13 protein-coding genes are annotated in these 13299 nt (G+C 74.5%); 10 read left to right on the top strand and 3 right to left on the bottom strand.

The window, feature by feature from the left end; translation table 11 throughout:
- The 7 genes from E1291_RS31885 to E1291_RS31855 form a co-directional block, all read left to right on the top strand.
- Window positions 1-1011, top strand: a 1011-nt coding sequence (locus E1291_RS31885; protein ID WP_131741794.1) for a thiamine pyrophosphate-dependent enzyme, incomplete at its 5' end; no start/stop codon positions are given.
- 186 nt (window positions 1012-1197) lie between these two features.
- On the top strand, window positions 1198-2025 hold the full coding sequence (locus E1291_RS31880) for an MIP/aquaporin family protein (RefSeq protein WP_131741793.1): 828 nt from the start codon (window positions 1198-1200) through the stop codon (window positions 2023-2025).
- Between the two features lie 42 nt (window positions 2026-2067).
- Window positions 2068-3582: a glycerol kinase GlpK gene (gene glpK, locus E1291_RS31875; protein WP_131741792.1), complete on the top strand. Its 1515-nt coding sequence runs from the start codon at window positions 2068-2070 to the stop codon at window positions 3580-3582.
- A 105-nt stretch (window positions 3583-3687) separates the two neighbouring features.
- Window positions 3688-4551, top strand: coding sequence for a S1 family peptidase (locus E1291_RS31870; protein ID WP_131741791.1), 864 nt, complete (start codon window positions 3688-3690; stop codon window positions 4549-4551).
- A gap of 234 nt (window positions 4552-4785) precedes the next feature.
- Window positions 4786-5247 (top strand): SRPBCC family protein, encoded by a 462-nt coding sequence (locus tag E1291_RS31865; RefSeq protein ID WP_131741790.1) that lies wholly within the window; start codon window positions 4786-4788, stop codon window positions 5245-5247.
- 175 nt (window positions 5248-5422) lie between these two features.
- Complete coding sequence (locus E1291_RS31860; RefSeq protein ID WP_131741789.1) at window positions 5423-5980, top strand: fluoride efflux transporter FluC; 558 nt, start codon at window positions 5423-5425, stop codon at window positions 5978-5980.
- Entirely contained in the window at window positions 5977-6339 is a 363-nt protein-coding gene (locus E1291_RS31855; protein ID WP_131741788.1) for a fluoride efflux transporter FluC, read from the top strand. Before E1291_RS31860 ends, E1291_RS31855 begins: the two co-directional genes overlap by 4 nt.
- Window positions 6340-6581: 242 nt before the next feature.
- Here the strand turns inward: E1291_RS31855 and E1291_RS31850 are convergent, their stop codons facing one another.
- A complete protein-coding gene (locus tag E1291_RS31850) occupies window positions 6582-7544 on the bottom strand; it encodes a glycosyltransferase family 9 protein (protein ID WP_242614504.1) in 963 nt (320 codons plus the stop codon).
- A gap of 284 nt (window positions 7545-7828) precedes the next feature.
- Window positions 7829-9259 carry an MFS transporter gene (locus E1291_RS31845; RefSeq protein ID WP_131741786.1) on the bottom strand — a complete coding sequence of 477 codons (1431 nt, stop codon included), beginning with the start codon at window positions 9257-9259 and terminating at the stop codon, window positions 7829-7831.
- Between the two features lie 108 nt (window positions 9260-9367).
- Between E1291_RS31845 and E1291_RS31840 the strand changes: the two genes are divergently transcribed.
- Window positions 9368-10249, top strand: coding sequence for a helix-turn-helix transcriptional regulator (locus E1291_RS31840; RefSeq protein WP_131741785.1), 882 nt, complete (start codon window positions 9368-9370; stop codon window positions 10247-10249).
- Between the two features lie 39 nt (window positions 10250-10288).
- On the opposite strand, the gene E1291_RS31835 is transcribed toward E1291_RS31840, so the two are convergent.
- A complete protein-coding gene (locus E1291_RS31835) occupies window positions 10289-10633 on the bottom strand; it encodes an ArsR/SmtB family transcription factor (RefSeq protein WP_131741784.1) in 345 nt (114 codons plus the stop codon).
- An 82-nt stretch (window positions 10634-10715) separates the two neighbouring features.
- On the opposite strand from E1291_RS31835, the gene E1291_RS31830 reads away from it, so the two are divergent.
- Both E1291_RS31830 and E1291_RS31825 read left to right on the top strand, forming a co-directional pair.
- A complete protein-coding gene (locus E1291_RS31830; protein ID WP_131741783.1) occupies window positions 10716-11963 on the top strand; it encodes an MFS transporter in 1248 nt (415 codons plus the stop codon).
- Window positions 11964-12148: 185 nt separating this feature from the next.
- On the top strand, window positions 12149-13299 hold a 1151-nt coding region (locus E1291_RS31825; RefSeq protein ID WP_131741782.1), incomplete at its 3' end, for a 3,4-dehydroadipyl-CoA semialdehyde dehydrogenase.

The following is a 13299-nucleotide window of genomic DNA, read 5'->3' as shown; positions in this document are numbered from 1 at the left end:
CGCTGCGGCGCGCTGCCCGCCACGTCCGCGGCCGCCCGCGGGCTGTTCGCCGGCGACCCGTTCGGCCTCGACGTCAGCGGCGGGTTCGCCACCCCCGCGGCGGCCGAGCTGATCGGCGGCGCCGACCTGATCGTCGGCTGGGGCTGCTCGCTGAACGCCTGGACGACCCGGCACGGCGCGCTCGTCGGGCGGCACGCCACGGTCGTGCAGGTCGACGTGGACGCGCAGGCGCTCGGCGCCCATCACCCGGTCGACCTCGGCCTGATCGGCGACGTCGCGGAGACCGCGCGGGCCGCGGCGGCGGAGCTGGCGGCGCGCGGGCACACGGCCACCGGGTACCGGACGCCGCGGGTCGCCGGGCGCCTCGCCCGCGAGGGCCGCTGGCAGGACGTGCCGTACGAGGAGCACCCGGACGGGCGGGACGGCGCGGAGGGCGGGCCCCGGATCGACCCGCGCACGCTCACCATCGCGCTGGACGCCCTGCTTCCCCGCGAGCGCACCGTCGCCGTCGACAGCGGGAACTTCATGGGCTTCCCGGCCATGTTCCTCGACGTCCCCGACGCCGACGGGCTCGTGTTCACCCAGGCGTTCCAGTCCGTCGGGCTGGGGCTGGCCACCGCGATCGGCGCGGCGCTGGCGCGCCCGGACCGGCTCACCGTCGCGGCGCTCGGCGACGGCGGCGCGCTGATGGCGATCGCGGAGCTGGAGACCGCCGTGCGGCTCGGGCTCGGGCTGCTCGTGGTCGTCTACGACGACGAGGCGTACGGCGCGGAGGTCCACCACTTCGGGCCCGGCGGCCACCGGCTGGACACCGTCACCTTCCCGCCCGCCGACCTGGCCGCGATCGGCCGCGGCTTCGGGTGCGCCGCCGCGACGGTGCGCGACCGCGCCGGCCTCGCGGCGGTGGAGGAGTGGCTGGCCGGGCCGCGGGACCGCCCGATGGTCGTGGACGCGAAGGTGACCCGCGGCGGGCCCGCCTGGTGGCTGGCCGAGGCGTTCCACGGTCACTGACCGGGCCGGCCCGTGACGCGGTCGCCGGCACGGCGCGGCAAATGCTCAATTACCTGCGGATATGTCGTAACCGTGGGTGACGAGGTGCCTCCGGCCCGGCATAGGCGCGCCCTCGCGGGGGAATGGTCACCGCATGATCACCTTCAGGGGGACGACGGCCCGCGTCCAGGGCCCCGAGGAGGAGCGATGACGGGACCGCCGAAGACCCCTTCGCTGGCGGCGGAGCTGTCCGCCGAGTTCGCCGGGACGCTGATCCTCATCCTGTTCGGCGTCGGCGTGGTCGCCCAGGTCGTCGCGGGCGGCCTCGGCGACCACGACAGCATCGCCTGGGCCTGGGGCATCGGGGTCACCCTGGGCGTCTACGTCTCGGCGCGGCTCAGCGGCGGGCACATCAACCCGGCCGTGACGTTCGCGCTCGCGGTCTTCAAGGGCTTCCCCTGGCGCAAGGTCCCCGCGTTCTGGGCGGCGCAGTTCGCGGGCGCCTTCATAGCCGCGCTGCTCGTCCGGTGGGACTACTCCGAGGTGCTCGCCAAGTTCGACCCCGGCCACACCTTCAAGTCGCAGTTCGTGTTCTCGACGCTGCCGGGCAACGGGACCCTGCCGATCGGGACGTGGGGCGCGGTGCGCGACCAGGTCATCGGCACCGCGATCCTGCTGTTCGTCGTGCTGGCGCTGACCGACCTGCGCAACTCGCCGCCGCTGGCGAACCTGACGCCCGTGGTGATCGGCCTGCTGGTGGTGGCGATCGGGATGGCGTGGGGCACCTGCGCCGGGTACGCGATCAATCCGGCCCGTGACCTCGGGCCGCGGCTGGCGCAGTACATCACCGGCTACGACACGGCCTGGCGGGACCAGCACGGCGACCTCTACTTCTGGGTGCCGATCGCCGCCCCGCTGGTCGGGGGCGTCGTCGGCGCCGGCCTCTACCTCCTGCTCATCGGCCGCCACATCCCCGAGCCGGAGGACTTCCAGGCGGCGGGCGCCGAGCGCAAGCCCGAGTACGACGTCCCGTGACGGGGCCCGGCCCCCGTTCCCGCAACAGAGAGGCAGAGCCGCATGGCCGATTTCGTCGGAGCGCTCGACCAGGGCACGACCAGTACCCGGTTCATGGTGTTCGACCATGGTGGGAACGAGGTGGCCCGGCACCAGCTCGAGCATGAGCAGATCCTGCCGCGGGCGGGGTGGGTCGAGCACAATCCGACCGAGATCTGGGAGCGGACGCGGGCGGTGATCCAGACGACGCTGAACCGGGCGGGTCTGGGGCACGCGGACCTGGCGGCGTTCGGCATCACCAACCAGCGGGAGACGACGCTGGTGTGGGACCGGCGGACGGGCCGCCCGTTCTACAACGCGATCGTGTGGCAGGACACCCGCACCGACCGCATCGCCGCCGCCCTCGAACGCGACGGCCGGGGCGAGACGATCCGGCACCGCGCGGGCCTGCCCCCGGCCACGTACTTCTCCGGTGGGAAGATCCAGTGGATCCTGGAGAACGTCGACGGAGTCCGCGCGGCCGCCGAGCGCGGTGACGCCGTCTTCGGCAACATCGACACCTGGGTGCTGTGGAACCTCACGGGCGGCACCGACGGCGGGGTGCACGTCACCGATCCGACCAATGCCAGCCGCACGATGCTGATGGATCTGGAGACTCTGGACTGGGACGAGGAGCTGTTGTCGTTCTTCGGCGTGCCCCGCGCCATGCTCCCGGAGATCAAGCCCTCGTCCGCGCCCGAGCCCTACGGGGTGACGCGCCCGGACGTGCTGGGCGGCGAGGTCCCCCTGAGCGGCATTCTCGGCGACCAGCAGGCGGCGACCGTCGGGCAGGTGTGCTTCGCGCCGGGCGAGGCCAAGAACACCTACGGCACCGGCAACTTCCTCCTGCTCAACACCGGCGAAGAACTGGTCCGTTCCCAGGCGGGCATGCTCACCACGGTCTGCTACAAGTTCGGTGAGGACGCGCCGGTGTACGCGCTGGAGGGCTCGATCGCGGTCACCGGCTCGGCCGTCCAATGGCTGCGCGACCAGCTCGGCATCATCTCCGGCGCCGCCCAGAGCGAGGCCCTGGCCCGCCAGGTCGACGACAACGGCGGCGTCTACTTCGTCCCCGCCTTCTCCGGCCTGTTCGCCCCCTACTGGCGCTCGGACGCCCGCGGCGCCATCGTCGGCCTGTCCCGCTACAACACCAACGCCCACCTGGCCCGCGCCACCCTGGAATCCATCTGCTACCAGAGCCGCGACGTCGTCGAGGCCATGCGCACCGACTCCGGTGTCGACCTCGACGTCCTCAAGGTCGACGGCGGCGTCACCGCCAACGAACTGTGCATGCAGCTGCAGGCCGACATCCTCGGCGTCCCCGTCTCCCGCCCCGTCGTCGCCGAGACCACCGCCCTGGGCGCCGCCTACGCCGCCGGCCTGGCCACCGGCTTCTGGACCACCACCGACGAGCTCCGCAGCAACTGGAACCAGGACAAGCGCTGGGACCCCACCTGGACCGACCGGCAGCGGCGGGACGGATACGCGAACTGGAAGAAGGCGGTCGAACGCACTTACGGCTGGGTCGACGTGCACTGACCGGCGCGTCCCTTCCTTCTCGCCGCCCCCGTCCTGACCTAGCATCCGGCTCGACAACGCCGTCCGGCCGTGCGGCGCCCCGCCGGCCAGTCCGAGAGGATCCCCATGAAAAGACGACTGACAGGAGCCGCCCTCGCCGCCGCCGCGGGCGCCTCCGTCCTGGCCGCGTCAGGCGCCGCGCAGGCCGCGCCCGTCCCGCAGGGCGCCCCGCCCGCGCCCGCGGTCAGGGCCGACGTCGACTTCACCGGCATCATCGCGCTCGACAACTGCTCGGGCTCCCTGGTGCGCGGGCCGAAGTCGGCCGACACCGACAACGCCCTGGTGCTGACCAACGGCCACTGCCTGGAGAGCGGCATGCCGGGCGCGGGCCGGGTCATCGTCGACCAGCCGTCCCGGCGCACGTTCGGGCTCCTGAACGCCATGGGCCAGCAGGTCGCCACCCTGAGGGCCACGCAGGTCGAGTACGCCACGATGACCGACACCGACGTCACGCTCTACCGGCTGAACACCACCTATGCCGAGATCCAGCGGCGTTACACGATCCCGGCGCTGCGCCTGTCGGCCTCCCGGCCGCAGGACGGCACGGAGATCCGCATCGCGTCCGGCTACTGGAAGAAGATCTATTCCTGCAAGACCGACGCGACCGTCTACCGCCTGCGCGAGGACGTGTGGACCTGGAAGGACTCCATCCGCTACAACACCGGGTGCGAGACCATCCACGGCACGTCGGGGTCGCCGGTCATCGACTACCACGGCCACGAGGTCGTCGCCGTCAACAACACGGGCAACGACGACGGCGGGCGCTGCACGCTCAACAACCCGTGCGAGGTCGACCCGGCGGGCAACGTCACCGTCCGGCGGGGCGCCAGCTACGCGCAGCAGACCTACATCCTGGCCCGCTGCCTCGGCAAGGGGAACGACGTCGTGCTGGACGCCTCCTGCGAGCTCCCGAAGCCCGCCCGGCGCTGACCCGCCCCGCTCGCTTCCGCTCCCTTCCGCGCACGCCGCGCCGTCTCCCGCCATCACCCGCCTCCTGAACGGCACGCCCCGCCCGGCCTCGCCATGCCGGGCGGGGCGTCGGCCTCCGGGCGCGTTCCAGTCCGTTCCCCCGGATCGGAATCGTCCGCCTCTTATCGGGAACGGGGGGACGAGCACGCGGCCGAACAGCCGGCCGCATGACACCGGCACATCAGGAGGAACCCCGTGAGCACGATCACCGAGTCGGTCAACGTGACCGTCCCGATCCGCACCGCCTACGACCAGTGGACGCAGTTCGAGGCGTTCCCCGAGTTCATGGAGGGCGTGGAGGAGATCCGCCAGATCGACGACACCACGACGCACTGGCGGACGAAGGTCGCCGGTGTCACCCGCGAGTTCGACGCCGAGATCACCGAGCAGCTCCCCGACGAGCGCGTCGCCTGGAAGTCGGTGGAGGGGCCCACGCACGCCGGAGTGGTGACCTTCCACCGGCTGGACGACTCCACCACCCGCGTCACCGCCCAGATGGACCTCGATCCGGAGGGCCTGGTCGAGAAGGCGGCCGACAAGTCCGGCGCCCTGAGCCGCCGCGTCAAGGGCGACCTGCAGCGCTTCAAGGCGTTCATCGAGAGCCGCGGCGTCCAGACCGGCGGCTGGCGGGGGCAGGTCGACCGTCCCGGTTCCTGACCGGCCCGCCGCGCCCCCTCCCGGTACCGGCGCGGCGGCGGCTCGCTACACTGGCGGCCGAGCCCCGCGAGGGGCCGCGGCGGTGGGGCCCGCCGTGCCCCGCCGGGGCGAACCGCGGCGTCCGCCGCCAACGGTCCCTACCGGTGAAGAAGCCTTCCGCTGGTAGGAGTCAACCGTGCCCGAAGCAGCAGCCCCCGGAGCGTCGCCCGCGGACCCGCCCGGCGGCCCGATCGATCCCGACGTCGACCTCAGGGTCCCCGCGCAGCGCGTCGAGCTGCGCCGCGCGCCGTGGGCGACGATCGGCGCCGTCGCCGCGGGGGGCGCGCTCGGCGCGCTGGCCCGCCACGGGCTGACCGCCGCGTTCCCGTCCCGGCCGGGCGGGTTCCCCTGGGCGGTCTTCTCCATCAACGTGTCCGGGTGCCTGGCCATCGGAGTGCTGATGGTCCTCGTCACCGAGGTGCTCCGGGCGCACCCGCTCGTCCGGCCCTTCCTCGGGACGGGGGTACTGGGCGGCTTCACCACGTTCTCCACCTATGTCGTCGACATCCAGAAGGCGGTGGAGAACGGGTACGCCCGGACGGGGCTGGCCTACCTGGCGGCCACGCTCGCCGCGGCCCTCGCCGCCGTCTTCACCGGAGTGCGGCTGGCCCGGTCGCTGACCGGCGCCGTGGCCGGGCGCCGGGCCGGGAGAGCGGACGAGGGCACCGGGCTGGGGGAGGGGGAGGGCGCGTGACGGTCCTGCTGGTGGCGCTGGGCGCGGCGCTCGGTGCCCCGCTGCGCTACCTCGGCGACCGCGCCGTGCAGGCCCGGCACGACTCGGAGTTCCCGTGGGGGACGTTCACCGTCAACGTGGCCGGGTCGGCGCTGCTGGGGTTCCTGGCGGCGCTCCCGGCCTCGGGCGGCGCGATGTCCTTCGCCGGGACGGGCTTCTGCGGCGCTCTGACCACCTACTCGACGTTCGGGTACGAGACGCTCCGCCTCGCCGAGGACGGCGCGCGGCTGTACGCCGTGCTCAACGCCGCCGCGAGCATTGCGGCCGGCCTGGGAGCGGCCTACTGCGGCCTGGCCCTCGCGGGAGCCGTGTCCGGCTGACGGCGGAGGGGCGCGGGAGACGGGCGCGGGGGAAGCTTGGCGCGGCCCAGCCTCGCAGCCCGGAGCACAGGGCGCCGAACTCGCGAGTGGGCCGCCCCGTGACTCTGCCCTTCCCGCCGATCCGGTAAACCGAGGGGTAGCCCACTCTTTCTCCGAGGGCATGTGAAAACCGCGCGCCCGCGGGCGGTTCCGCTGGGCGGCCGGTTCCCTTACGCGGCCGGTCTCTCACGCGGCCGGTTCCGTCACATGGGCGGCTCCCCGGGTGAGGCGACGACCTCCACGGCGGCGGCGACCTCCGCGGCGCCGACCGACGCCAGGCACGGGTGCCCGGCGACGGGGCACTCGCGTGCGCCGCTGTCCCTGCACGGCGCCCGCTGGTCGCCGAGCAGCGCCATCGGCACCCCGAAGGGCGCCCACCGCGCCGCCGGCACGGTCGGCGCGAACAGCGACACCACCGGCGTCCCGACGGCCGCGGCGAGGTGTGCGGGGCCGGTGTTGCCCGCGACGGCGGCGCGGGCGCCGCGCAGCACCGACGCCAGCTCGGGCAGCGGCGTGCGGCCGCCGAGGTCGAGACCGTCCTCGCCGGCGACCAGCGCCGTCAGCTCCTTCTCGTCGCCGTCCCCCGTGACGACGACGCGGTGCCCCGCCGCGTCCAGCAGCCGGACGGCCTCGGCGCACCGCTCCGGCGGCCAGGCGCGCGCGGGGACCGACGCGCCGGGGTGCACCACGACGTAGCCGGGCCCGCCGGTGAGGTGGCCGGTGTCGGGCAGCGGCTCGCGGACCCGCAGCCGGGTGTCGGCGGGGGCGGGGAACCCCGCCTCCTCCGCCAGCGCCAGCATCCGCAGCGGCTCGGGCACGTCGCCGTGCGCGCGGTGCCGCAGGTCCAGCAGCGGGCCGCTGTGGTCCTCGCTGATCCCGCCGATCCACGGCGTTCCCGCCAGGCGCAGCAGCAGGGCCAGCGGCAGCGGCGACTGGTGGAGCGAGGTGAGGATCAGCGCGCGGTCGAAGCCGCGCAGCATCCGCACGGCCCGCGCGATGTCGGCGTCGTCGACGGGCTCGGGCTCGGGGTCGATCCACGGTGCCCGCCACTCCAGCACCGAGTCCACGCCGGGCAGCAGACCGGCGGCGGCGCGGCCGCGCGGCCCGCACAGCAGCACCACCTCCTCGGCGCGCGCCGCCACCGCGCGGACCGCGGGCCCGGCCATCAGCACGTCGCCGAGAGCGTCCTGGCGAGCCACGAGGACCCTCACCGCGGCCGCCCCCTGTCGTCGCGGAGCGGGACGGCGGCCGCGTGATGGAGGAGCGCGGTGGTTCCGAGCACGCGCATGAGAGCCCCGTTTCGGTGCGGCGTCCGGCGGGAGGACGGATGCCCTCGGCACGGACATCCGCCTCGGGTGTCTTGCGACGGGCAGATCACCAATAGGTGCTTCGTCCATTGCCGGTCACCGCTGCACTAAACGCCCGGAACAGGAAAGACGTCCGCCCGGGGTCAGCCCGTGGTGGGCGGCACCGCGCGGCTGCGGGCCACGCCCACCGCGCACAGGGCGCCGAGGAACCCGAGCGCGGCGAGCGCCCAGCCGGTGCCGTACTCGGCGTGCCGGGTGGAGCCGCCGTCCTCGGCGAGGGTGAGGAACAGCGTGCCGACCGTGGCGACGCCGACCACCTGGCCGAGCTGCATGAGGGTCAGCATCAGCCCGCTGGCGTCGGCGGCGTCCTCGGCCGGGACGTGCCGCAGCGCGGTCGTCATGACGATCGGGAGCACGCCGAGCCCGAAACCGATCACCGTGGTCAGCACCTCGTAGGACGCCCCGCCGCCCGCCAGCGGGCCGATGCACAGGTACCCCAGCCCGGCGACGGCGAAGCCGACCGGGATCGCCGGACGGTGCCAGCGCTCGGGCAGCCGCTGCCAGTTCAGCCCGACCAGCGCGAAGGCCGCGACGCAGGGAACGAACGCCAGGCCCGACTTCAGCGGCGACATCCCGAGGTCGCCCTGCAGGTGCAGGGTGGTGGTGAACAGGAACGCCGCCCAGCTGCACGGCCCGAACACCAGCGCCACGCACGCCGGGACGAGCCGCGGCGCCCGCAGCACCCGCGCCGAGATGAGGGGACGCCCGCCGCCCGCGGCGACACGGCGCTCCACCGCGAGGAACGCGGCGAGGAAGAGGGGGCTCGCCGCCAGCGAGACCCAGCCCCACACCGGCCAGTCCAGATCGTGGCCGAGGATCAGCGGGACGACGAACAGCAGCACCGCCGGAGCCAGCGTGAGAAGGCCCGCCACGTCCAGGCGCCCGCCGCGCGGGCCGGCGTCGCGCGGCAGCAGGCGCGGCCCGGCCAGCAGCAGGGCGGCGCCGATCGGCACGTTGACGAGGAAGACCGTCCGCCACCCCGTCCCGAACAGGTCGGCGCTGACCAGCAGCCCGCCCGCGGCCTGCCCGACGACCACGCCGCCCGCGATCACGGCGGAGTAGGCGCCGAGCGCCCGCACCCGGGCCGCCCCGCTGAAGTTCCGCTGGATCATCGACATGACCTGCGGCGTCATCAGCGCCGCCGCGGCGCCCTGCAGGAACCGGAAGGCCACCAGCGGCCAGGTGGACGGCGCGAGCCCGCAGGCCAGCGAGGTGAGGGTGAACGCGGCCAGCCCCACGTGGTAGACGCGGCGGTGGCCCACGATGTCGCCGAGCCTGGCCCCCGTGATGAGCAGGACGGCGTAGGAGATGACGTAGCCCGCCACGATGAGCTGGAGGCCCGCCCCGGAGGCCCCGAGGTCGGCGCGCATGGTCGGCAGCGCCACGTTGACGATGTTGACGTCGAGGATGGCCATGAACTGCCCGGCCAGCACCAGGCCGAGGATCAGCCCGGGACGTCCGCTCCGCGCCCCCTGGTCGGGAACAGTCCCGCGCAGATCGGTTGTTCGTGTCATGCGTACGATCGTGTCGGCGAATCGGTACCGGTAACGAGAGCCCCCTGATACTGGTACTGACAGCACCTGGATCGGACACCGGGCACAGGGCAGGCTGGGGGAGTGACGATGACCGGCACGACCATGGGGGAGCGGGCGCCGGGCGGGCGCCGCCGGACGGAGCTGGCGGCCTTCCTGCGCAGCCGGCGCGAGCGGATCACGCCCGAGGACGTCGGGATGCCGCCGGGCCCGCGGCGCCGGACGCCCGGCCTGCGCCGCGAGGAGGTCGCGCAGCTCGCCGGGGTCGGCGTCACCTGGTACACCTGGCTGGAGCAGGGCCGCCCGATCAACGCCAGCGCCCAGGTCCTGGACGCGGTGGCCCGCACGCTGCGCCTGGACGGCGTCGAACGCGACCACCTGTACCTGCTGGCCGAGGTGCCCGGCGAGGCCGCCGCCGATGACGGCGACAACCTGCCGCCCGACCTCCAGCGCATCCTGGACTCCCTCGACCCGCTCCCCGCCGCGGTCTGCAACGCGCGGTCCGACGTCCTCGCCTGGAACCGCGCCTTCGCGGCGATCTTCCCGCAGCTCGTGACGGCCCGCGCCTGCGAGCGCAACATGACGTGGATGGCGTTCACGCTGCCCGACTGCTGCAACCCGGTCGTGAACATGAAGGAGGAGGCCCACGCGCACGTGGCGGTGCTCCGCCACCGCTACATCCGGCACATGACCGAGCCGGGCTGGAAGGACATGGTGCGGCGGCTGCTGGCGGCCAGCCCGCTGTTCGCCCAGCTGTGGGCCGATCACGACGTCGCCCGTCCCGGACCGCGGATCAAGGTGTTCCGGCACGACGCGGTCGGCGAGATCCGGACCCGCAGCACCAGCATGGACGTCACGGCGGCCACCGGGACGCGCATGATCGTCTACACGCCCACCGACGACGCCAGCGGCGACCGGATCGGCTGGCTCCTGGAGCACCCCGAGGACGCGGCCCGCGCCCACGTCCACTGAGCCGGACCCGTCCGGGCCCGATGATGACGGCGGCCCGGCTCACCAGCCCGCGATCACCGCGCGGCCCTGCGGGACGGCGAGGTCGAGCAGGCCGGGAAAGCGCGCGTCGAGGTCGTCGCGGCGCAGCAGGTTCAGCCTCCGCGTCCCCTCGTCCCGCTGCCGGATCACGCCGGCCTCCCGCAGCACCTTGAAGTGACCGCTCTGGGTGGACTTGCTGACCGGCAGCGCGAACGTCGTGCACGCCAGCTCGCCACCGGCCCCGGCGTCGGCGAGCCGGGCGACGATCGCCAGCCGCACCGGGTCGCCCAGGGCGGTGAGCACGGCGGTGAACCGCAGCTGCGAGCGGTCGGGGTGGACGAGTTCGGTCGCGGTGCGGCTGGCCATGCCCCCAGGATAGCAAGCATGTTCGGGATTCCCGAACATCTGCTATGTTCGGGCTCTCCGAACATATCTCCTGGGGGAACCGATGCCGCCCGATCACCGTGCCTCCGCCGGCCCTGCATCCGCGCCGGGCCGGTGGCGGTTCTGGGCCACCGCCTACGCCCTGCTGGTCCTGCTGGCCGGCACGAACCTGCCGACGCCCCTGTACCGGGGGTACGCGCGGGAGTTCGGCTTCTCCCCGCTGGTCACCACGCTGATCTTCGCCGCCTACGTGGCGGTGCTGATCCCCTCGCTGCTGGTGGCCGGCCCGCTGTCGGACGCCGCCGGACGCCGCCGGGTGCTGCTGCCCGCCGTCGCCGTGGCCGCGCTGGGAGCGCTGGTCTTCGCGCTGGCCTCGGGCACCGCGTGGCTGTTCGCCGCCCGCGTCCTGCAGGGCCTCGCGCTCGGCGCGGCCTCGGGGCCGCTGACCGCGGCGCTGGCGGAGCTCGAGCCCGGCGGCGACCGCCGGAGGGCGGCGCTGGTGTCCACCGTGGCCTCGGTGGGCGGCCTCGGGCTCGGGCCCGTCCTGGCCGGGGCGCTCGCCGAGTACGCCCCGGCGCCGCGCGTCCTGCCCTTCGTGGTGGAGATCGCGCTGCTGGTCCCGGCTGCGGCCGCGATCGCGGCGCTGCCGCCCGCCCCGCCGGGGGGCCGGTGGCGCCCGCGCCGTCCCGGGGTCCCCGCTCCGGTGCGCGCCGTCTTCGCGACCAGCGGGACGGCGAGCTTCCTCGCCTTCGCCGTGATCGGCCTCTTCCTCACCCTCGTGCCCGCCTATGTGAGCACCCTGTCGGGCAGCGGGAACCTGCTCCTCGGCGGCGCGGCCGTGGCGCTGATGCTGCTCTGCTCCGCCCTGGCCCAGCTCGCAGGATACGGCCGGGAGGCCCGCGCCCTCGAACTCGCCGGCCTGTCCCTCCTGGCCGCGGGGCTGGCGCTGCTGGCCCTGGCGGGCGGGATCGGCTCACTGCCGCTGCTGCTCGCCGCGGCCGTGATCGGCGGCATCGGCCAGGGCCTGGCGTTCCTCGGCGGCCTCACCGCGGTCAGCCGGGCCGCCCCCGCCGGCCGCCACGCGGAGGTCCTGTCCGGCTTCTACGTGGTCATCTACCTCGGCGTCGGCCTGCCGGTCGTCGGGGTGGGCCTGCTCGCCCTCTCCGCCGGGCTGCTCACCGCCGTCCAGTGGTTCGCCGCCGTCACGGCGGCGCTCTGCGCGGTGGTCCTGATCGTTTTCGCCAGGGGAGGGCGCGGCGCGGTCCCCGTCTCCGAGGACCGCCCGCGCAAGGCGGCGGCGCCGCGTCCCTGACCCCGCCGGACGGCTCTGCCCGGCCGCGTGCTCAGCCCGACGCCGCGGGCGAGCCCTGTCACGGCCCGCCGGGCGCGGGCGCGGGACCACCCGCCGGGCCAGCCGCGGGCCCGAGGCGTGAAGGGACTCCGTCCGTGGCAGGAAGAGGAAGGCGGAAGATCCTCAGACGGGACAGGGAGGTTCCGGTGGCCGTGTTGCGGAGCTATGTGGCGGGTTCGTGGCGTGCTCCGGCGGACGAGGGGACGCCGTTACTCGACGCCGTCACCGGGGAGGAGGTGGCGCGGATCTCCTCGGCGGGGATCGACATGGGCGCCGCCCTCGACCACGGGCGCCGCGCCGGCGGTCCGGTCCTGCGGGAGCTGACGTTCCACCAGCGCGCGGCGCTGCTGAAGGCCCTCGCCTCCCATCTGAGTGAGCACCGCGAGGAGCTCTACGCGCTGTCGGCCCGGACGGGGGCCACGCTGAACGACGCGCGGTTCGACGTGGACGGCGGCATCGGGGTCCTGTTCGGCTACGCGAGCAAGGGCAGGCGCGAGCTGCCCAACGACCGGTTCCTGGTCGAGGGCGCCGCCGAACGGCTCGGCCCGAGCGGCACGTTCGCCGGGCAGCACCTGTGCACGCCCTCCCTCGGCGTCGCGGTGCAGATCAACGCCTTCAACTTCCCGGTGTGGGGGCCGCTGGAGAAGCTCGCGCCCGCGTTCCTCGCCGGGGTGCCCACACTGATCAAGCCCGCGAGCCCGACCGCCTTCCTCACCCACCGGCTGGTGGAGCTGGTCGTGGAGTCCGGGCTGCTGCCCGAGGGCACCGTCCAACTGGTGTGCGGTGAGCCGGGCGACCTGCTCGACCATCTCACCGAGCAGGACATCGTCGGGTTCACCGGGTCGGCCTCCACCGCGCGGGCGCTGCGCGCCCATCCGGTCATCGCGGGGAGGGCGGTGCGGTTCAACGCCGAGGCCGACTCGCTGAACTGCTCGATCCTCGGCCCGGACGCCGTGCCGGGGACGCGGGAGTTCGAGCTGTACGTCCGCCAGCTGGTCACGGAGATGACGGTCAAGGCCGGGCAGAAGTGCACGGCGATCCGCCGTGCCCTGGTCCCGGCGGCGCTGCTCGGCGACGTCGCGGACGCGGCGCGCGAGCGGCTGGCCGAGGTCACCGTCGGCGACCCGCGCGACCCGGAGGTGCGGATGGGCGCGCTCGCCGGGCTCGGCCAGCGTGAGCAGGTGCGGCGCTCCCTGGCGGTGCTGCTGGCGGCGGCCCGGCTGGTGTTCGGCGACCCCGGGCGCGTCGAGGTGCGCGGCGCGGACGCCGAGCGCGGCGCGTTCCTGTCGCCGCTGCT

It is taken from the genome of Actinomadura roseirufa, from assembly GCF_900659635.1.
In the GTDB taxonomy this organism is placed as follows: Bacteria; Actinomycetota; Actinomycetes; order Streptosporangiales; family Streptosporangiaceae; genus Spirillospora; species Spirillospora roseirufa.
The sequence above is the reverse complement of the archived record's forward strand: the minus strand, read 5'-3'. Positions and strand labels throughout refer to the sequence as shown.